Genomic DNA, 20990 nt, shown 5'->3' on the forward strand with positions numbered 1-20990 from the left:
GGATTCCCCTTGCCTGTAAGTGTAACGGGACAGGCCAAAGTGTCAACTCTTCTTTACACTGTCAGAATTATTTTCGTCAGCCGTTCTTTACACAGCTCAGAGCACTGGTGACGAAGGGGCGCGGGCTGCGCGGGATGCGAATGTCCGCAAACCCCGCCGCGCGGCACAGCTCGGCAATACGCGCCGCAGAGCGCGCGCGCCCAGTGCCCATCGCCATGGTATAAAAGGCAAAATAGACGTCACCCGCCCGCTCGGGGCTGGCACCACCGGCCATCGGTTCTGCCACAATCAGCCGCCCACCGGGGGGCAAGGCAGCATGCACCTTGGCCAAAAGCGCCGTCACCGTGGCGTCGTCATGGTCATAAAGAACCCGGATGAGCGAGATGGTATCAGCCCCCTCAGGCAACGGATCACTGCGAAAAGAGCCTGGAAAAAGTGTCAACCGCCCAGTTAGACCAGCCTGTGTCAATCGCCCCTGCGCCGCAGGAATAACCTCTGGCAGATCAAAAAGACTGAGCCGCAGATCGGGATAGCGGGCGGCAACCGCAGCCAGAAACGCCCCGCTCCCGCCACCAATATCCAGCAGATGCCTGCTCTCGCGAAAGGGCACCATCCGCAGCACATCCTGCGCCACAAGCCCCTGAGACTGCGCCATAAGATCGGAATAGCGCCGCGCGACCTCTGGCTCCATCTCGGCCGCTGCGCCAAACACATAGGGCCAGAACCGCGCCAATTCCGTGTCGCCCTGCCCGCGCAACAGCGCCACAGGATCGGCCATATCGGCGTAAAAGGCGCTGTGGTGACGAATCATCGCCTCCAGCCCCGGCACCCCGAGAATCGCCGCGCCCTTGCGAGCCAACGCAAAACGCCCGTCGCGCCGCCGCTTGAAAAGCCCCAAAGCTGCCCCCGCCTGAAGCAGAATCGCCATGCGGTCTTCGGCCATGCCGGCCCGTCGAGCAAGGACAGTTGGTGCCTCCGGCCCGTCGGCCAGATGATGCAATAGATCCAGCTCAACGATCGCTGAGAGCACCTGCGATTGCACGAATCCTTGAACAATATCGAAAATCTCGGCCCCGTCGCGCCGCGCAATGCCACGCGTCAGGGGAAAGCCGCTGGCCCACTGCTGAAAGCGCGGATTGGCGATCAGCCGTGTCACCCAACCACCGCGCCGCCGCTCTCGGCGCTCGGGCAAATCGCCCGCCACGGTCATGTCAGGCCCGCATGCGCGCAGGCAGCACCGAGATAATGCGCTCGGCCTGCATCTGCACCATCTTGGCCAGCCGCGCCTCGCCGGGACAGGACGGAATCGACGAAATCGCCCCTGCCAGAATATCCTTGAGCCGCGTCACAGCCCCGGCCACACCCAATTCCGATACGGCATTGGGCCGCCCGTGCAGATCATCCTGCCCCACCGGCTTGCCCAAGGTTTCGGCATCCAAAAGCGCGTCACGCAGATCATCCGCCACCTGAAACGCGGCGCCAATGCGCGCGCCCAGCTCATACCACGGCTCGGGCTCGTGCCCCGCCGCGATGGCCCCCATCTGCGTGGCGGCAATAAAGAGCGCGCCGGTCTTGGAACGGTGATAGGCCTCGAGATCAACGGTCGGCTCACTCTCCCAGCCCTGCCCGGCACAAATGCCGTTTGGCATGCCACTGCGCCGCGCCAGTGCCAGAATCAGCGCATTGGCACGTGCCGCATCGCACTCTGCCACTCGGGCAAGAATTTCAAACGACATGATGATAAGCGCATCACCCGCCAGCACCGCCAGCGGTTCGGAATAGGCGCGATGCACCGAAGGCTTGCCGCGCCGCAAATCGGCATCATCGAAACAGGGCAAATCGTCATGCACAAGGCTTGCACAATGCATGATTTCCAGCGCGGCAGCGGCGGCATCGCTCAATTCAGGGCGATCATCGCCGCAGGCCAGCGCCACAGACATGAGAATCGTCGGACGTATGCGCGCGCCGCCGGGGCTGGTGGAATAATCGAGGGCATCCGCCAATCGGGCCGGGGTCTGCCCCGCCTGCCCCCGCGCAATCGCCTGCGCTATGGCCGCTTCAATGCGGGTCTCAATGGGCATGGCCGCTCCTTTTTCGAGGGATGTATCATTATTCTGACACACCATGTGTAAATCATACTGGACACATTGCTCGCGCGAGTCAACAATCGCGTTATGAAATCAGACACGCCCCCTCTGAAAACGCGCGACAGGGTTGTGATTGTCGGCGCCGGGATCGCGGGGCTGGCTGCGGCACTGCGCCTTGCGCATGCGGGGCTTGCCGTCACCGTGCTGGAACGCCACGCAGGCCCCGGCGGCAAAATGCGTGCCCTGCCCTCGGATGCGGGGCCCGTCGATGCCGGACCCACCGTTCTGACGATGCGGGCGGTGTTCGACGCGCTCTTTGCAAGTGTCGGCGCGCGTCTTGAGGATCACATTGACCTCGTACGCCAAGACGTCCTCGCCCGGCATTTCTGGCCTGATGGCAGCCGCCTAGACCTTTTCGCCGACGAAGCCTGCAGCCGCGCCGCGATCCATGATTTCGCGGGCAACAAAGCCGCCCGGCAGTTCACACAGTTTTGCGCCCGTGCCCGTCGCCTCTTTTTCGCCTTCGACGCACCGATGATGCAGGCGGCATCACCCTCTGCACTGGCCCTTGCGGCAACTGTCGCCCGGCAACCGGCCCTGCTTCACGCCATGTCCCCGCTCTCAACCCTGGCACAAAGCCTTGCGCGCCAGTTCGATGATCCCCGCCTGAGACAGCTCTTTGGCCGCTATGCCACCTATGTCGGCGGCTCGCCCTACCAATCCCCCGCCCTGCTGTCGCTCATCTGGCAGGCCGAGGCCGCTGGCGTTTGGGTGGTGCGGGGCGGCATGCACCGCCTTGCGCAAAGCCTCGAGGCGCTGGCCCGCGCCCATGGCGCAGATTTTCACTACGGCGCTCATGTCGCGCGGATCGAGACCGAGGGCGCACAGGTCCGCGGTGTTACCCTTGGCGATGGCACGCGGCTTGCGGCGGATTACATCGTGTTCAACGGCGATCCGCGCGCCCTTGCCCTTGGTGCTCTTGGGCCCGCCACAACCTCGGTTGCGTCCCAAACGCTGAAACTGCCGCGCAGCCTGTCGGCGCAGGTCTGGGCCTTTGCCGCCACGCCCTCGGGCCTTGATCTGGCACATCACAACGTGTTCTTCGCCACGGATGCCCGCAGCGAATTCGATGATCTGAACGCCGGGCGCTGCCCGCGCGACCCTACGATCTATATCTGCGCACAGGATCGTGGCCTCTCGGAACACCCGCCCCACCGCGAGCGGTTCGAGATCATTCTCAACGCGCCACCACTCGATGGCCTCACCCAAACAGCCGAGGATTTCGCCTCATGTCACACCCGGACCTTTCAGACCCTCGCGGGTTTTGGCCTGCGCTTCAGTCCCTTGCCGGGCGAGGGAGCGCTGACGACACCGGCGCGCTTCGACCGGATGTTTCCCGCCTCTCTCGGATCGCTCTACGGGCAGAGCCCGCACGGCATGACGGCGGGCCTGAAACGGCCCACGGCGCGCACACCGATCCGGGGGCTCTACCTCGCGGGGGGCGGGGCCCATCCGGGGGCGGGGGTGCCGATGGCCACGCTCTCCGCCCGGCACGCGGCAGAGGCGATCTTGAGCGACCGAACTTTGACCTCGACGTGCCCTCAAACGGCTACGCCTGGTGGTATATCGACGGCCTGAGCGATGATGGCGGGCGCGCCGTCAGCGTGATTGCCTTCATCGGTTCGGTGTTCTCGCCGTGGTATGCATGGTCAGGCCGCCGCAACCCGGCCAATCACGTCTGCATCAACGTCGCCACCTACGGCCCCGGTGGCCGCTTTACCATGACCGACCGGGGCACATCGGCCCTGCGCCAGAGCCGCGATTGCCTGACCGTTGGCCCTTCCTCGATGCGCTGGGAAGATGGCCGCCTGATCATCGAGATCAATGAAATCTCCTCGCCCCCTCTCATTTCGCGCGTGCGCGGGCGCATCACCGTGACCCCAACGGCGCTCACACAAGTGGAACTCCCGCTCACCCCCGAGGGCACCCATATCTGGCGGCCCTTTGGCCCCACTTCGACGATCGAGGTCGATCTCGACGCGCCCGGTTGGCAATGGACGGGCCATGGCTATTTCGATGCCAATTTCGGCACCCGCGCGCTGGAACAGGATTTCAGATATTGGACATGGGGGCGCTACCCGGTGCGGGGCGGCTCAACCTGCTTTTATGACGCGGTGCGGATGGATGGCTCATCGCTCGCTGCGGCGGTGCATTTCGATGCAGACGGGCAAGCACAGACCATCCCCCTGCCGCCCAAAGCCAAGATGCGCCGCAGTCTCTGGCAGGTGGCGCGCGATACCCGCGCCGATGCCGGGTATCAGCCACATCAGGTGAAACCGATGCTCGACGCGCCGTTTTACAGCCGCTCAGCGGTCAAAACTCAGCTCGATGGCGAAGAAACCGTGGGCGTGCATGAGGCGCTCGACCTTACCCGCTTTCGCATGGGCCTGCTCAAGCCCATGCTCGCGGTGCGCGTGCCCCGCCGTGCGCGGTGGCATTTCAACGACGCGCCCTGATCCGGGCGCGTCAGCGTTACTGCTTTAGATGTGGATCACCCGATCATAGGCATCGAGCACACTTTCATGCATCATCTCGCTCAGCGTGGGATGCGGGAAGACCGTGTTCATCAGGTCTTCTTCGGTGGTCTCCAACTGACGGCCCACCACATAGCCTTGGATCAATTCCGTCACCTCGGCACCCACCATATGCGCGCCCAAAAGCTCGCCCGTCTTGGCATCGAACACCGTCTTGATCATGCCCTCCGGCTCGCCCAGCGCAATCGCCTTGCCATTGCCGATGAACGGGAAACGGCCCACTTTGACAGCATAGCCCTTTTCCTTGGCCTTGGCTTCCGTCAGGCCAACGCTCGCCACCTGCGGATGGCAATAGGTGCAGCCCGCGATGCTCTCGGGCTTGACCGGATGCGGATGCCCGCCTGCGATCAATTCGGCGACCATAACGCCCTCATGGCTGGCCTTGTGCGCCAGCCACGGCGCGTCCGCGATATCGCCGATGGCATACAGGCCGTCTACCCCGGTGCGGCAATACTCATCCGTCACCACATGGGTGCGGTCAATCTTGACGCCCAAAGCCTCTAGGCCCAGCCCCTCGACATTGCCGACAATGCCCACAGCGGAAATCACCGTGTCAAATTCGTGTTTTTCAACCTTGCCGCCCATCTCGATATGCGCGGTCACGGTGCCCTTGCCCCGATCCAATTGCTTGACCATGGCCTTTTCCATGATCTTCATCTTTTGCTTGGTAAACGCCTTTTTGGCGAAAGCAGAAATCTCGGCATCCTCCACCGGCAGAATACGGTCCATCACCTCGACCACGGTCGTATCAGCACCCAAGGTATTGTAGAAACTGGCAAACTCGATCCCGATGGCCCCCGACCCAATCACCAAAAGCTTTTTGGGCATGCGGGATGGCACCAGCGCGTGCTTATAGGTCCATACCAGATCACCGTCGGCCTCTAGCCCCGGCAATTCACGGGCCCGCGCGCCAGTGGCCAGAATGATATGCTTGGCCTCCAGCTCTTCGACGCCCTTCTCGGTCTTGACGCTGACCTTGCCTTTTGCGGGCAAACTCGCAGCCCCCATCACCACCGTGACCTTGTTCTTCTTCATCAGATGCGCGACGCCGCCGCTCAGCTGCTTGGCCACCCCCCGCGAGCGTTTGACCACCGCATCAAGATCATAGCCGATCCCCTCGGCCTTAAGGCCAAACTCCTTGGCGCGGTGCATCAGGTGAAACACCTCGGACGAACGCAGCATCGCCTTGGTCGGGATACAGCCCCAGTTCAGGCAAATGCCGCCCATATGCTCGCGCTCGACAATCGCCACCTTGAGGCCCAGTTGCGCGCCCCGGATTGCGGCCACATAGCCGCCCGGACCCGCCCCGATTACAATCATATCATAGGTAGTCGACGCCATGTGGCCCTCCGTTTCCAAATTTAGTTTGCCATTAAACTATTTTACACCAAATCGCAACGCGACATGATTGACCGATTGAACAAACAATCGCCACGCGCGTTTTTCCAACAATTCGGAACACAGTAAAAGGGCAGATCACGCCGCCTGCATGATCCGCCGCAGGGTGCCGCCATAGCCACCCTCAGACTCGAACGCCCGTTCAGACGCCGTGGATGGCCGCGCCAACGCGGCATTGCGATAGGGAAAACGACCAAATTGCCGGATCACCTCGCGATGCGCCCGCGCATGCGTCAGGTTCTCGGCCCCGTGCTCGGGCATACGCTCGCACATCAGGCGCACACAGCGTTCCTGATCACAGAGGTTTTCGGAATGCATAAGCGGCAGGTAAAAGAACTGCCGCGCCGGTTCGTCGACCCGCATATCCCATCCGCGGTTGATGGCCGCCTTGCCCGCCGCCAGCGCCTGTTGGTCGGTGGCAAAGGCCCGCGCGTCATCCCGGAACATATTGCGCGGAAACTGATCGGTCAGGATCACATAGGCCAGCATGCCATTGGGATAGGTCAGCCAAAGACCGCACGCCCCCTCTCGGGCATTCTCCCATGCCGCCAAAAACCGCTCCCGCACTTCGGCATCCAGCGCCTCGGATGTCTTGTACCACCCCGCCGGTCCGACCTCATCAAGCCAGAACCGCAGCACGTCGTCGGGTGTGACCATAGGGGGACTCCTCAATATCCTATGACGTTTTTAAGACGGTAACGGGATTTTAGCCCGTTCCACAGTAACATAATGCTACAGAAAGGATATAATTTCCCGATTTCAATCCTCTTTCGCCTCTTGCGCGCTCTCAATGGCATATTCTTGCGCAAATTCTACCGCCATCGGCGAAGAAGACGGCGAAACCGGCATATACCGGTCGGTTTCGCGCACCGTCGGGGCTTTGCGCTGCGTCATCCGATAGATGGCATAGGCCACCATCGCAAACATCAGTATCGCGATATATAGAAAATAGCCCCCCGGCCCCATCACCCCCATCATCCAGCCAACCATCAGCGGTCCAGCAATCGCCCCCAAGCCGTTGATGAACACCATGCCACCGGCCGCCGCCGCCATATCCTCATGCGCGAGAAAGTCGTTGGTGTAGGCAATCAGCAGCGAATAAAGCGGGTTCGACGTGCCCCCCACGATAAAGGCCGCCAGCATCAGAAACCAGAAATTGTCCCCCAGCAGCATACCGACCACCGCGCCGATACCCGTGCCCAGCGATACCGCAGCAATCAGCTTGCGCCGGTCCATCCGGTCAGACAGCCACCCAAGCGGATATTGAGCCACCACCGCAGCCACGTAAAACGACGCGACAAAGGCCGAGATTTGCCCCACGCTCAGCCCCGCTTCGGCACCATAGACCGCCGCCATCCCGAATTGCGCCGCAAAGACCCCCCCGGTCAGCAGCATCCCGACACAGCCCAGAGGCGAGATTTTCATGATCTGCCTGAGCGAGAGCGGCTTGGTCGTGCCAAACGCAGGTGTCGGGCTGACCGACAGCAGAATGGGCGCAAAGGCCAGCGACACCAGAACCGACGGGATGACGAACAGAACATAGCCCGACGGGTCCGCCAGCACCATCAACCCCTGCGCCGACACGATGCCGATCATCTGCACGATCATATAGAGCGACAGCGCCTTGCCGCGCGTGGCATTGGTTGCGGAATTGTTCAGCCAGCTTTCGGCGGTCACATAAACGCCAGAAAAGCAGAATCCGATCAACACCCGCCCAATCGACCAGGCCCAAGGCTCTGTAATCGTCGGATAAAGGATCAGAACCGCCGAAATCATCGAGCCAAGGGCCGCAAAGACCCGCACATGCCCGACCCGGCGGATCATATCCGGCGCCATCCGCGACCCAAACAGAAAGCCCACGAAATAAGACGACATGACCACCGACATCTCGTAGGTCGAAAACCCTTCAAGAGCGCCCCGAACCCCCAGAAGCGTGCCCTGCATGCCATTGCCAACCTGCAACAACATCATGCCCAGCAAGAGGGCCCACGCCCCCGACAGCACCTGAAACATCGCGCTCTCCTTATTCTTCGGGACCAGCCTAACAGATGCACGACTGTGCGGCACCCCAAAGACGACTTACTCTGTCCCTTGCGCGCCCCGCCTGTCAGCCTTTGCCGCAGGGATCAATAGCGACGCATCCCCATAAGAGAAAAAGCGATAGCGCGCCGCCACCGCATGGGCATAGATCCGCCGGATCGTATCCTGCCCCATCAGCGCGGACACCAGCATCATCAATGTCGATTTCGGCAGGTGAAAATTGGTCATCAAGGCATCGGCAACGCGGAACTCAAAACCGGGATAGATGAAAATATCCGTATCCCCTGACCAGGCCGCGATTTCGCCAGTGGCCCGCGCCGCCGTCTCGATCAATCGCAGCGCGGTGGTGCCCACCGGAATGATGCGCCCGCCCGCCGCGCGCGTTGCGGCCATCTCGGCGGCAGCCTTGGCACTGACTTCGCCCCATTCGGCATGCATCCGGTGGGTGGTAACATCCTCGACCTTGACCGGCAAAAACGTCCCCGCCCCCACATGCAGCGTGACATGGCTAAACCCCACGCCCAGCGCCGCCAGTTCCGCAAGCAGCGCCTCATCAAAGTGCAACGAGGCCGTCGGTGCCGCCACCGCCCCCGGTGCCCGCGCCCAAACAGTCTGATAATCCACCTTGTCCTGTTCATCCGCAGGTCGGCGCGCGGCGATATAGGGCGGCAGCGGCATTGCCCCCGCCTCTGCCAGCGCCGCATCGAAATCGTCGCCCACAAGGTTGAATCGCAGCCGCCCCTGCCCCTCTTCCTTGGCCAAAAGCACCGCCGAGAGCCGCTCGGAAAACACGATTTCCTCGCCCTCGCTCACCTTTTTCAACGGCTTGATCAGCGCACCCCAGCTTCCATCCGCCCCCGGCTCCAGCAGCGTGACCTCGATCTTCGCCGCCGTGTCCCCCTGCGCGCCAGAGCGATGGCGCAAACCCGACAGCCGCGCCGGGATCACCCGCGTGTCATTCAGGACCAACCGATCACCGGGCCGCAGCCAGCGCCCCAGATCAGCCACCCCCGCATCGGTGATCCCCTCACCCTCGGCCACCAGCAACCGCGCCGCACGTCGGGGCCTTGCGGGGCGCGTGGCAATCAGCGCCTCCGGCAGGTCAAAATCAAAATCCGATAGCTTCATCTGTCCTGTCTTCGGTGAATGTCCTGCGCCTCGCGCTCTTGCGGCTTTTCGACCTGACCCGAGGTGGCTGCCCGCCCCGTGCCCACCGTGGGCGCAGGCCGCCGGAACATCTCGCGCAGGAATCCCGGCGCAAGCGCCGACAACGGATTGACCGACACCGCCGGGTCCGAAGATGGCCCCTTGAGCGTATAGTTCATCCCGATAAGCCCCTCACCGGGCCGGGTAAAGGCCTCTCCGATGCCATTGAGCAGATAGACGGGCGAGACCACGCCTTGCATATCCATCTGCTTCTCGGCCAGACCATAATAGCCATCCATCGAAATTCCGACCGAGGCCCCCACCGCACTGCCCTCCAACAGGATCAGCCGCTCCGGCGTCAGCCGAAACCGCGCATCGACCCGACCAAAATGCAGCCCCTGCCCATAGAACTGCTCCAAAAGCCCAACCACACTGACCGTATTCAGCAGCGCCGCCAGCGCCGGGGCTTCCTTTATACGAACCTGATCAATGCCCAATACCCCGTCATAGCTCCCGGGTTCCGGCGCGGGCGTCAGCACCAGTTCCAGCGCCCCCTCGCGCGCTTGCCGCAACAACCCCGCCGCCTTGAGAACGCCACCGGCATCGTCAGATCTGATCCGAAAGGCACTGCGCCCCCCCACCGGCACCACCTGCCCGCTGATTGGCGCGATATCGTTCAAAAGCCCCGTAAAGCTCCCACTCGCGCCGCCCGTGGTATCCAGATCGGCGCTAAACCTGGTCAACGCCAACCCTTCCGAGATTTGCAACCGCTCCAACCGCAAGGCAATCGGCACCCCATCGCCGCCGCCGCCGTCACGCGTGCCAGTGCCCGCACCGCCCAGCGATGTCTGCCGCAGATCAACCGTTCCGCCCGTCACCTCGATACGCGGTGCGACGCCCACCCCACGCCCGACCAGCGCCACCGGCGCATCAAGCCATCCGCCCAGCGTGACCCGGCTGAACTCGGCCCGGTCCAGCCCACCGCCTGCGTTCAGGCTCACCCGCCCGCGCGCCTCTAACCCGGCACCGCTCAGGCCCAGCGCCGTGATCTCGGGCACAGAACCCAGACGGCCCGTCACATCCAGCCGCCCAAGCTGCGCTTCTCCCAATGCCCAATCCAGTTGCGGCAACCGCAAACCGACACCCGCCAGATCGGAACTCAGCGCAAACTCCGGCGCCTGTCCCTTGGCAAAGCCGATTTCCATCACCCCCAGCCCGGCCCCCGTCACACTGCCCGGCGGCAGCCCGATCTTGAACTCCTCCAGAAACCGCTGCGACAGCTCGATCTGCCCGCGCACGCGGCTTTCGCCTTGCGGGTTGCCACCAATCGCGATGTTCCAACTGCCCCGCACCGGCACGTCGCCAACCTGCGCCGCGCCGCCAATCTCCAAACCTGTGTTACTCGCCTCGATCTCCAGCGTCTCCGCCGCAAGCCGCCGCCCCTTGAGCAGCGTGTCACTTTGCACCGCACTCAATGTGCCGGTCACATCAAAGGCCACCTCTTCCGCCGTCAGTTGCTTTTTCAAGAGGAACACCAACTGCCCCCCCAACTCGGCTTGCCCCTCGGCGACCGTCACCGGCTGCCCGGCCTTTTGCAAAAACCGGAAGGGCGGCGAATCAAGCAGCGACAGCGCCGCCGTGATCGTGCTTCGGCTTTGCAGCATAACCTCAGCCGGGCTTTCCTTGATGCGCACATCCGGGATGATGAAACTGGTCCCCGCAACATTCAGGAACCCGCCCTCTTCCGCCTCGACATGCCCGCGCTCGGCATGAATGACAAAGCGATGGTCATAAAGCGACGCCCGCCCAGAGGCCCCGGAAAGGGCCGGCACGTCACGGATATAGACCGTCTCCAGATCCGCGAAATCAAACCCAATGTAGAATTCGGGCCGATGGTTTGGCCGCAACTGCAAGGCCAGTTGGATATCTCGCAGATCCGCCGTCTTCACGTTCTGATCAATCCAGTTACGGGTATTGGCCAGCGCCGCACGTGGCCAGAGCGCCATCAGACGTTCTGGGGCCAGCCCGTCCATTTCCCCCTCAAACGAGATATCCCACCCCGCCTCGCTGCCCCGCGCTTCGCCACGCGCCCGCAGATACTGACCCTGATCGCTCAGGGTCAACGCGCCTAGGGTCAGCACGAATGGATCAAGCCGCAATCGCAGCGCCACTTGCGCCTCTTCGAACCGGATCGGTTCGGGATAAAGATCGGCGGGGTCCGCGACCACATCGCTCACCCGGATCTGTGCCTGCAATTCGCGCGGCCACCCGGCCTCCATCCCCACCAGCCGCGCCGTGCCCTCGGCCCGCGCCTGCCCCCAGGCGCTATCGACCGACAATTCGGTAAACCGGATTTCCTGCACCATGGGATCATAGGTGAAATAGCTGCGCGCCGAGCGAAACTTGATCGGGGCCGTGGCGGCTGTAGGCTGAAGCACACCGGCCCCAATCTGCAACGTGGCGTTGAGCGGGCCCAGCCGCCCCTCGGCGTCCACCTCCGCCCGCAGCGCCCCGGAAATCGGCGCTTGCAACGCCCCCAGCCACGCCAGCGCCGGCGACTGTCCGGCAATATCACCTGCCGGCATATCCTCAAAAGTAGCGCCAAACTCGGCTACCTTGCTGCCAATCCGGCCCGTGTAGTTCACCGCCAGCGTTGTCGCATAATCGCGCGCCCCCAAAAGCGCCACATCGCCCCGCAAGGTCAGATCATCGCCTGCGCGCGTCAACTCCAACCGCCCGCCATCCGCACTCCAGGCGCGGCCCGCGCGCGCATCCTCATAGCGCAGCGTCAGGTTATCCGCCGTCACTCGGGACAGCGCATCCAGTTGTGGTCGGGCAAAGAGCGCATCCATCTGCTCATTGAATGTCCCGTTCTGCCCCGTGCCCTCGAACATGATCGCGAACTCGCCCGACGCCATCCGCCGCAGCCCCAAACGCGCCCCCGACAGATGCACCGCCTTGGGCTGCACCTCGCCGCGCAAAAGCGGCGCGGGCGCCACCGTGACCGCAAGCGATCCCAGCGTGACCAGCGGCACCCCGTCCAGATTGGCCAGCACCACATCGCGCAGCGCCACACGCGGCACCAGATCCTCACCCACCACCAAAGACATCTCGCCAAAACGAAGGGCATACCCCGGCACACTTGCATCAATCCGCGTGGCGATGCGTTCCTGCAACCAACCGGGCGCGCGCAGGCTTGCGCCAATGCTCATCGCCACACCAAGGCCCAGCACCACAACCAGCACCGCGCAGGAAAAGAAAAACTGCATCACATGCCGCAGCGCACGCCGACCCTGACGCCGCGTGCGGGGGCGCGCGGTCGGGTTTGCGACAGGCTCTGACGTTTCCGCCGCGCCCTGCTCTTGTGTCGGCTGCGTGCTCATCCTATCCGTTCGGGCGCGTCTTGCGCCTCTCTTCTGCCTCGTGGCTTTATTCTGGTCTCTTGCGTCCTAATATGGAATTCACAATTTTTCATCCCAGAGGATACCCCATGCCCGATACATCCGAAATGGCCCCCGATTTCACCCTGCCGCGTACCGGGGGTGACAGTACTACGCTCTCGGCCCTGCGTCCCGGCGCAGTTGTCCTGTTTTTCTATCCCCGCGATGACACTTCGGGCTGCACAAAAGAGGCGGTGGCCTTTTCCACCCTCAAGGATCAGTTCGACGCCTCTGGTGTGACGGTCATGGGCATCTCCAAAGACAGCCTCGCAAGCCACGAAAAATTCGCATCGAAACATGCACTTACTGTGCCTCTCCTGTCTGACGAGCACGCGGATGTTTGCGAAGCCTACGGCGTCTGGGCGGAAAAGAGCATGTATGGCAAGAAATACTTTGGCATCGAACGCTCGACCTTCCTGATTGATGGCGAGGGTCGCATCGCGCGTGTCTGGCGCAAGGTCAAGGTGCCGGGCCACGCCGAAGAGGTGCTGGACGCGGTCAAGGCCCTGTGACCCCCCAAACCCTGACAGACATGGCCGTCGCGGTGCTCTCTACCCACGACGGCCGCACCAAAACGGCGCTGTCGCGCGCCCATGCCGCCACATGGTTCGCCGCGCGCGCGGCAGGGCGCGACATTCCTTTGGGGCATGCGCAACCGCCCCTGCGTCCCGCCCGGCCCGCCCAGCCCGTACTGCTCGACCCGCGCGACGTGCCGCGCCGCCGCCCCGGTTCGGTGCAGGGCCGCATCGCGCTTCTTCATGCCGTGGCCCATATCGAACTCAACGCCGTCGATCTGCATTGGGATATCATCGCACGCTTTGCAGATATCCCAATGCCGCTTGGCTTTTACGATGATTGGGTCAAATCCGCTGATGAAGAATCAAAGCATTTCAACATGATATGCGACTGTCTTGAAGCGATGGGCAGCCATTATGGCGCTCTGCCCGCCCATGCAGGCATGTGGCGCGCCGCCGAGGATACGGCGCAGGATTTCATGGGTCGGCTTGCCGTCGTGCCCATGGTGCTCGAGGCGCGCGGCCTTGATGTCACCCCCGGCATGATCGAAGTGTTCGACCGCGCAGGAGAGTCCGCCGCCGTCGCCGCCATGCAGGTGATCTATGCCGAAGAGGTGCATCACGTCGCCTATGGCTCCAAATGGTTCCACTTTCTGTGCGGTCGCCATGACCTCGACCCCAAGACCACCTTCCACGACCTCGTACGCCGCTACTTCCACGGCGCGCTGAAACCGCCCTTTAACGAGGAAAAACGGGCCGAAGCAGGCATTCCACCCGATTTTTACTGGCCTTTAAGCGAGGCTGGCTCAATTCAAGGTTGAAATTCAGGCCGCAGTATCGGCGAATTTCCGCCACTCGGGCAAGAAACAGCCCAGCCTCGCCCCCTGATTGGTCAAAAATCTTGCCCAAAGCCCGACCGCTGGCTAATCACGGTTCATTACGGTGCCTGCAATCAATGCGGCATCCTTTAGGACTACGGCAGGGGCAACAGGGACAATGAGCGCGTGAGAACAAGACTTGCGATAAAAATCCATGCGATCCTTGAAAGGTATTTTCCCGAACGTCGGGTCTTTTTGCGATCCGACAATGACACGCGGTTCATTCGCCTGCGCCCCTCAACACAGCTTTTCGCCTTTCTCGGGGCCTCGGCGATCATAGCGTGGTCAATCATCGCCACCTCTATCCTCGTGATGGACAATATCGGGGCCGGCAACTTCCGCGAACAGGCCAAGCGCGATCAGCGCACCTATGAAAACCGCCTCAACGCCCTGTCCTCCGAACGCGACAAGCGCGCGCAAGAGGCGATTGCCGCACAAGAGCGGTTCTCTTCCGCTCTCGAACAGATTTCGCTGATGCAGTCCGAATTGCTGGCGTCCGAAACCCGCCGCCGCGAATTGGAAACCGGCATCGAGGTGATCCAATCCACCCTGCGCCGCACCATGTCAGAGCGCGAAGAAGCGCGCGACGAGGTCGAGCAATTGGCCCTCTCCCTCGAGTCAGAAGGCGGCACCGGCGTCGGGCCGACGGCCGACGCAGGCTCTGATGCCACCGTCGATTTCCTGACCGCCGCACTCGAGGATGCCGCAGAGGAACGCGATACAACCATCGCCAATGCCCAGGATGCCCTCCTCAAAGCCGAAGAGATGGCGCTGGAACTGGACCTGCTCAAGGATCAGAACGACCAGATCTTCAGCCAGCTTGAGGATGCGATGGCGATCTCTGTCGAACCGCTCGACAAGATGTTTCGTGCCGCAGGGCTGAATACCGATTCTTTGCTTGATACTGTGCGCCGGGGCTATTCCGGCCAGGGCGGCCCGCTGATGCCGCTGTCCTTCTCTACACGTGGCGAAGAACCCTCCGTCGATGCCGAGCGCGCAAACCGCATCCTTGGCCGGATGGACGAGCTGAACCTCTACCGCATTGCCGCGCAAAAGGCGCCCTTTGCCCTGCCCGTCAAAAGCGCATTCCGCTACACATCGGGCTATGGCATGCGCTGGGGCCGGATGCACCAAGGCACCGATTTCGCCGCCCCCCATGGCACGCCGATCTATTCCACCGCCGATGGCGTCGTGACCCACGCGGGCTGGCTGTCGGGCTATGGCCGCCTGATCAAGATCCAGCACGCCTTTGGCATCGAAACCCGCTACGCGCATCTGTCTCAAATCCGTGTCAACGTCGGGCAAAGGGTCTCGCGCGGGGAACGGATTGGTGATATGGGCAACTCTGGACGTTCTACGGGCACACATCTACACTACGAGGTCCGCGTCGGCGACAAGTCCGTCAACCCCATGATATATATCAAGGCTGCAAACAATGTTTTCTAAGAGCAAAATCAACGAACCCGCGCAAAAGCCTGCAGAGGCCAAACCGGCTGCCTCCGAGAACCGGCTCGATTCGGCGCGGCCTGACGCGCTGAATACGGAATTCAAGGCCTCCGCCCCCAAGGCCAAGCCGCCCGCCTCTGTGCTGTCCTCGGACCTGCACGTGACCGGCAACCTCAAGACCACCGGCGATATTCAGGTCGAAGGCTCGATCGAGGGCGATATCCGCGCGCATCTGCTGACCGTGGGCGAAGGCGCCACCATCAAGGGCGAAGTGATCGCCGATGACGTGGTGATCAACGGTCGTATCGTGGGCCGCGTGCGTGGCCTCAAGGTGCGCCTGACCTCGACCGCCCGCGTCGAGGGGGACATCATCCACAAGACCATCGCCATCGAAAGCGGCGCGCATTTCGAAGGCTCGGTGCAGCGTCAGGACGATCCTCTGACCGGCAACAAGAACGCCCCCAAGCCCGCGGCCCCCGCCGCCGCAGCCCCCGCGGCACCCAAGCCCGCCGAAGGCTAAGCCAAGCACAGAACCAAAAAGGCGGCGTGGCCCCGTGCCATAGCCGCCTTTTTCATGCCCATTGCCCTGCCTCTATGGCGTGTTGCGCCCCATCGCCCCCCCCGTCCCGGGCTTGCTCCCGGGACCTCTCCGAGGCAGCGTCGTAGCCCCGGCGCGGGAGCCGGTGCGATATGCCCCCGATCAGACGCAAGGTACCTTACGGCTCGCGCAGCGCCTGTTGGCTCTTGTAGAGCGGTTTCAGCAAGTACTGCAGCACGGTCTTTTCGCCCGTGTGCAACTCCACCTCGGCCTGCATACCGGGCCTGATCTCTATCCCCGCCTGCCGGGGTGTCAGCGCGCTCATATCCACCCGCAGCGATACTTTGTAATGCGGATCACCATCCGCCTCACGCGCCCGCTCATCCTTGAACGTATCGGCGGAAATGAAATCCACCCGGCCCTTTAGCGTGCCATAAATCGTATAGTCATAGGCGGTCAGTTTGATCGTCGCCTCCTGCCCGCGCCGGATATTGGCGATATTGCGTGGCTCGACCCGCGCCTCGACAAACATCTCTTCATCCAGCGGGATGATCTCCAGAATCTCTTCGCCGGGGCGCACCACACCGCCAATCGTCGTCACGCTCAGATTGTTGACCACCCCGCGCAATGGGCTCAGCAGCACCGTCCGGTTCAACTGATCCTGACTGGCGCGCAAATTCTGGCGCAGCGTCGCCAATTCCTTCAGGGTCTCGGAATAGGCCTCTGCCCGCTCCAACTCGGCTTGGGTGATGATCTCATCATAGCGTTTCTCGGAATCCGCATGCGCCTTGCGGGCGCGCGTAACCTCAATCAGCGCAACGATCTTTTTCTCCAGCAATCCTTCCAACAGCCGCTTTTCCTCGGCGGATTGCTGCATCACGCGCTTGGCCCCTTCGCTGCGCTTGACGAAATCCTCTTGCCGCGCCTTCAAAAGCGCGCGCTCAGAGGCGACCATTTCCCCCGCCTGCCCCGCCAGCCCGTCGGGCACCGTAAAATCGAACTGCCCCGCCAATTCCGCCTCAAGCCGCAGTTGCCGCACCTCAAGCCCCGCGATCTGGTCCTGGAGATCCGCCACTTCGGAATTGAACCGCGTATCGTGCAGCCGCGCCAGAACATCGCCGCGCGCCACCACATCCCCCTCCTGCACCAGCAATTCCGCCAGAATACCCCCTTCAAGATTCTGGATGATCTGCGGCCGCGAGGTGGAAATAAACTCGCCCGGCGCGCGCACGATCTCGTCGATCCACGCAAACGCCGCCCAAAGGATGAAAATCCACACGCTCGCCGCACAAAGCCAAACCATCAGGCTCGGCCCGCGCAAGCGCCCGTTCAATTCCGCCAGAATGCTGGCCGTACTGCGCGCGCCCACGTCGCTCATCTCATGCCCCTCCCGGCCCGGTGCCCGCCGCCTGCGCCAGATGCGCCAGCACCTGATCGCGCGGCCCGTCCACCGCCATCCGCCCGGCTTGCAGAATAAGTGTCCGGCTTGTCAGGCTCAGGATCGGCATCCGGTGCGTCGCGATCACCGCCGTGCGCCCCTTCAGCCATGTCTCCAACCGGCTGACCAGCGTGCGCTCCAGCGTCTGATCCAGCGCCGCCGTCGGCTCGTCCAACAGGCACACCGCCGGGTCCTGCAACCATAGCCGCGCCCAGCCAATGCTCTGCCGCTGTCCTTGGCTCAGCCCTTGACCGCCGTCCAGTATCTCGAGGTCCAACCCCTTGGGATGCCCGCGCACAAAGGGCCCCAAACCGGCAAAATCCAGCGCCTGCATCAGCCGCGCGTCATCGCGCTCCAGCAAGGTCAGGTTCAGGTTCTCGCGCAGGCTGCCGGTGAACAGCCGCACATCCTGCCCCAGATAGCCGATCATCCGCCGCAAATCGCGCGGCGCGATCTGCCCCATATCGGTGCCATCCAGCATCAATCGCCCCCGGCTTGGGGCATAAAGCCCTGACAAGAGCTTGAGAAAGGTCGATTTGCCAGACCCGTTGGTGCCCAGCACCGCCACCACCTGACCGGGTTGAATGATCAACCCCGGAATATCCAGCACCGGCGCTCCGCCTGCGTCATAGGCAAACTGCACCTCGCGCAGCTCATAGGCGCCGGTCAACGCCGTGCGCCGCAAATAGCTGCGCCCCTCGCCCTCGTCCTGATCCGCCAGCGCAATCGCATCCAACCCCACCAGCGCCGATTTCACATTTCCCCAGCGTGCCAGCGTGCTCGAAAGCTGCGTCAGCGGCCCCAGTGTGCGGCTGGTCAAAATCCCCACGGCGATGATCGAACCCACAGTAAACTCGCCCGCGAACACCAGATAAGAGCCAAGGATCACCGCCACGATATAAGTCGCCTGCTGCACCGCCTGCGCCCAGAAACTCAGCACCGATCCCAGCCGCCGCTGCTCGCTCGACTTGATCGCCTGAAGCGCCGTCAACTCGCCCCAAATCCGGCGAAACCGGTCCTCGGCCCGCTGCGTCTTGAGCGTATCCAACTCGAATATCGCCTCATGCAACAGCCGCGCCCCCCGCGCGCTCGCCCCCTGCATCTCTTGCGTCAGCCGCATCATCCGGCGTTGCAACAAGAAACCGGGCAGAACCATGATCACCCCGCCCAGGATCAAGACCCAAACCACATTGCCCGCAATCGACGCCACCAGCGCCAGAAACACCACGATGAACGGCAAATCCGTCAGCGTGCCAATGGTCGAGGCGGTAAAGAACTCCCGTACCGATCCGAATTCCCGCATCGCCGAGAATATCTGCGACGGGCTCTTGCTCGCAATCTCGGACCGCATCCCAAGAATACGGTCCATCAGAATTCGCTGCACATTGAGTTCGATCTGCCGCCCGGCCCCGTCCATCAACTGCGCCCGCGCAATTTTCAGCGCGGCTTCCATCACCAGCGCAAGACCCGCCCCCGCCGCCAATACCCACAGCGTCGCCTCAGATTGATGCGGGATCACCCGGTCGTAAACCTGAAGCGCAAAAAGCGCGACCGCCACCGCCAGAATATTGGCCACGAAAGAGCCAAGCGCCACCTCTGCAATATGCCGCCGGAACCCGGCAAACTGGCTCCAGAACCAATGCGGCGCGGCCTCGGGCGCATCATGCGCGCGGCTCAGGCTTTGCACCGGGGCATCGGCCCGCACCACAAGGCCGGTAAAGAACGGCTCGAACTCGGCCAGCGGCACCTCGGCGCGCTGATCGGCGCAGGTGGTGTCGTGGATCGTCAACACGCTGCCCGCCTGTGACAGCACCAGCACGAATTGCCCGCTCGTCATCTGCGCCAGCGCCGGCCATTGATCAGGATGCGGATGCGCCACCGGCTTGACCCGCGCCATCAGCCCCGCCGCCTCCAACCCATCGGCCAGGGCGCGCGGTTGCGGCTGGTCAGTAGGGCCACCCCCCGCCTTGCTGGCGATCATCGCCTCCAGAATATCGCGCTCGACCGCTTCGATACCCAAAAGCGCGGCATAGGCCACCCCCAGTTTCGCCCGCGCCACAGCCCGCTCACCAAACCGCGCTGGCGCAGGTTGTGGGCCACTTGCCTCACCCCCGCGCGCGCCGGTCGTGATCGTCAGGGCGACGGGGGCCTTGGTCAAATCCGGCTCCCCTCCGCCAGCACGCCCAAATGCCGCGCCAGTTCCAGCCGCGCCAGCGCCAGTTCGTATTTCAGGGCCAGCGCGCGCGCTTGCCGCTGGGCAAAGGTCTCATAGACACCAACCACATCCATGACATCACGCTGCCCGGCATCGTATTGCGCTTGGAAAAGATCAAGATTGGCCTTGGCAGTATCGCGCAGCGTGCTTGCCTCGCCCACCTGCCGCGACAGGGCGCTCAACTGCCCCTCCAGCCGCTGCACAACCCGGTTGCTATCCTCATCCGCCTGCGCGCGGCGGCGCTTGGCGGCTTCTTTATCGGCGTCCACCGCCTTCAATTGCGCCCCGGTGCCCAAACCCAGCAATTGTTCGGACCGCAGGTTCAGCCCAAAACTCGTGTCGCCATTGCCAACCGTGCCCCCCGCCGTCAATCCGGGCAAGAAACCCGCCCGCGCCATCACCGCCTCAGCGGTGTCGCGTTCGGCCTCGGCCATGGCGCGCAGAACGTCCAAGGATTGCACAGACCCCGCGTCAACCGGCACCTCCGACAGGCCCGTCACCCCCCCAAGGGGCCGCGCCGCCATGGCGTTCAATTCTGCCAGCGCCGTGGCTTCGGCCTCTTGCTGCCCAGCCATCACCTCGCGGATTTCCGCCAGACGCGAGCGCAGGATATTGAGGTCAGACATATCCGATACGCCGCCCTTGACCCGCTCCGACATGATCCATTCAAAATGGCTCATATCCTCCAGCGTGCGCCGTTCCAGCACCAGCCGCTCGCGCGCCTGCGCCGCATCCAGATAGAGCGAGAGCGCCTCGAACACGCGCCCGTTCACATCCTCGGCCAGCGTCACGGCGGCCACCTCGACATCGGCCTTGGCAAAGTCGCGCTCCGCCTTTTTGCGGCCGTTGTCGAACAACACCTGCTCGACGATCAACTGGCTGACCAGATCGCTCAGACTGGTCAGGCTGATATTGGGCCCAACGCGCGGCAACCAGTTCTTGGATGCCGCCTCGGCGCGCAACCGCGCACTCAGCAAATCCGCTTCGGCACTGCGGCTATAGGCGGCCAAAACCGATCCAGCGACCTGATCAAAACTGCTGCCCGGCGCCAAAACCGATCGGCGCGCCTGCAAATCGCGGATGATCTCGGAACCTGCGGCCTCTTTGGCCCGCGCCACCTCATCCGGGCGAAGGTCTGGCCCTGCGGCGGCGCGTGACACTTCGGCATCGCTACCGTCGTCGCGCCAACACCCTGCAAGCGCCAAACAGACCCCCGCAAGCAAAAAGCCCCTCGTTACAGTCCCCATACATAGTC

16 protein-coding genes are annotated in these 20990 nt (G+C 63.0%); 6 read left to right on the forward strand and 10 right to left on the reverse strand.

All coding sequences use genetic code 11. The annotated features are described in order from the left end of the window. Positions 1-76: 76 nt before the first annotated feature. Together ROSMUCSMR3_RS04490 and ROSMUCSMR3_RS04495 are read right to left on the reverse strand one after the other, a co-directional pair. Positions 77-1210 carry a methyltransferase gene (locus ROSMUCSMR3_RS04490; RefSeq protein WP_081506584.1) on the reverse strand — a complete coding sequence of 378 codons (1134 nt, stop codon included), beginning with the start codon at positions 1208-1210 and terminating at the stop codon, positions 77-79. Position 1211: 1 nt separating this feature from the next. Further along, positions 1212-2081, reverse strand: a complete 870-nt coding sequence (locus ROSMUCSMR3_RS04495) for a polyprenyl synthetase family protein (RefSeq protein WP_081506585.1) — start codon at positions 2079-2081, stop codon at positions 1212-1214. 93 nt (positions 2082-2174) lie between these two features. Here ROSMUCSMR3_RS04495 and crtD point away from each other — a divergent pair, with 93 nt between their 5' ends. Next, positions 2175-3725 (forward strand): 1-hydroxycarotenoid 3,4-desaturase CrtD, encoded by a 1551-nt coding sequence (crtD, locus tag ROSMUCSMR3_RS04500; protein WP_081506586.1) that lies wholly within the window; start codon positions 2175-2177, stop codon positions 3723-3725. Then, positions 3722-4603, forward strand: a complete 882-nt coding sequence (gene crtC / locus ROSMUCSMR3_RS04505; protein ID WP_037297518.1) for a carotenoid 1,2-hydratase — start codon at positions 3722-3724, stop codon at positions 4601-4603. The genes crtD and crtC overlap by 4 nt, the downstream gene beginning before the upstream one ends. 24 nt (positions 4604-4627) lie before the next feature. Here crtC and lpdA read toward each other — a convergent pair whose 3' ends face one another. The 5 genes from lpdA to ROSMUCSMR3_RS04530 form a co-directional block, all read right to left on the reverse strand. Further along, positions 4628-6022, reverse strand: coding sequence for a dihydrolipoyl dehydrogenase (gene lpdA / locus ROSMUCSMR3_RS04510; protein ID WP_081506587.1), 1395 nt, complete (start codon positions 6020-6022; stop codon positions 4628-4630). A gap of 135 nt (positions 6023-6157) precedes the next feature. After that, positions 6158-6736 carry a DUF924 family protein gene (locus ROSMUCSMR3_RS04515; RefSeq protein WP_008280399.1) on the reverse strand — a complete coding sequence of 193 codons (579 nt, stop codon included), beginning with the start codon at positions 6734-6736 and terminating at the stop codon, positions 6158-6160. Between the two features lie 102 nt (positions 6737-6838). After that, positions 6839-8092: an MFS transporter gene (locus ROSMUCSMR3_RS04520; protein ID WP_008280400.1), complete on the reverse strand. Its 1254-nt coding sequence runs from the start codon at positions 8090-8092 to the stop codon at positions 6839-6841. 66 nt (positions 8093-8158) lie between these two features. After that, positions 8159-9247 carry a tRNA preQ1(34) S-adenosylmethionine ribosyltransferase-isomerase QueA gene (gene queA, locus ROSMUCSMR3_RS04525; protein WP_008280401.1) on the reverse strand — a complete coding sequence of 363 codons (1089 nt, stop codon included), beginning with the start codon at positions 9245-9247 and terminating at the stop codon, positions 8159-8161. Next, the gene (locus tag ROSMUCSMR3_RS04530) at positions 9244-12648 is read right to left on the reverse strand and encodes a DUF3971 domain-containing protein (protein ID WP_081506588.1); all 3405 of its coding nucleotides are present in this window, start codon (positions 12646-12648) and stop codon (positions 9244-9246) included. The genes queA and ROSMUCSMR3_RS04530 overlap by 4 nt, the downstream gene beginning before the upstream one ends. Positions 12649-12755: 107 nt before the next feature. On the opposite strand from ROSMUCSMR3_RS04530, the gene ROSMUCSMR3_RS04535 reads away from it, so the two are divergent. The 4 genes from ROSMUCSMR3_RS04535 (at position 12756) to ROSMUCSMR3_RS04550 (ending at position 16064) form a co-directional block, all read left to right on the forward strand. Continuing rightward, positions 12756-13217, forward strand: coding sequence for a peroxiredoxin (locus ROSMUCSMR3_RS04535; RefSeq protein WP_081506589.1), 462 nt, complete (start codon positions 12756-12758; stop codon positions 13215-13217). A gap of 20 nt (positions 13218-13237) precedes the next feature. Then, entirely contained in the window at positions 13238-14041 is an 804-nt protein-coding gene (locus ROSMUCSMR3_RS04540; RefSeq protein WP_081506590.1) for a ferritin-like domain-containing protein, read from the forward strand. Positions 14042-14224: 183 nt separating this feature from the next. Next, entirely contained in the window at positions 14225-15544 is a 1320-nt protein-coding gene (locus ROSMUCSMR3_RS04545; protein WP_198385577.1) for a M23 family metallopeptidase, read from the forward strand. Next, complete coding sequence (locus ROSMUCSMR3_RS04550) at positions 15534-16064, forward strand: bactofilin family protein (RefSeq protein ID WP_008280406.1); 531 nt, start codon at positions 15534-15536, stop codon at positions 16062-16064. Before ROSMUCSMR3_RS04545 ends, ROSMUCSMR3_RS04550 begins: the two co-directional genes overlap by 11 nt. A gap of 196 nt (positions 16065-16260) precedes the next feature. On the opposite strand, the gene ROSMUCSMR3_RS04555 is transcribed toward ROSMUCSMR3_RS04550, so the two are convergent. From ROSMUCSMR3_RS04555 to ROSMUCSMR3_RS04565, 3 genes are read right to left on the reverse strand one after another with little or no spacing between them, the layout of a single operon-like run. Next, entirely contained in the window at positions 16261-17460 is a 1200-nt protein-coding gene (locus ROSMUCSMR3_RS04555; RefSeq protein WP_008280407.1) for an HlyD family type I secretion periplasmic adaptor subunit, read from the reverse strand. A 1-nt stretch (position 17461) separates the two neighbouring features. Further along, a complete protein-coding gene (locus ROSMUCSMR3_RS04560; RefSeq protein WP_081506591.1) occupies positions 17462-19678 on the reverse strand; it encodes an ATP-binding cassette domain-containing protein in 2217 nt (738 codons plus the stop codon). Next, complete coding sequence (locus tag ROSMUCSMR3_RS04565; RefSeq protein WP_081506592.1) at positions 19675-20982, reverse strand: TolC family protein; 1308 nt, start codon at positions 20980-20982, stop codon at positions 19675-19677. The genes ROSMUCSMR3_RS04560 and ROSMUCSMR3_RS04565 overlap by 4 nt, the downstream gene beginning before the upstream one ends. Positions 20983-20990 lie beyond the last annotated feature (8 nt).

The sequence above is a fragment of the Roseovarius mucosus genome (genome assembly GCF_002080415.1).
In the GTDB taxonomy this organism is placed as follows: Bacteria; Pseudomonadota; Alphaproteobacteria; order Rhodobacterales; family Rhodobacteraceae; genus Roseovarius; species Roseovarius mucosus_A.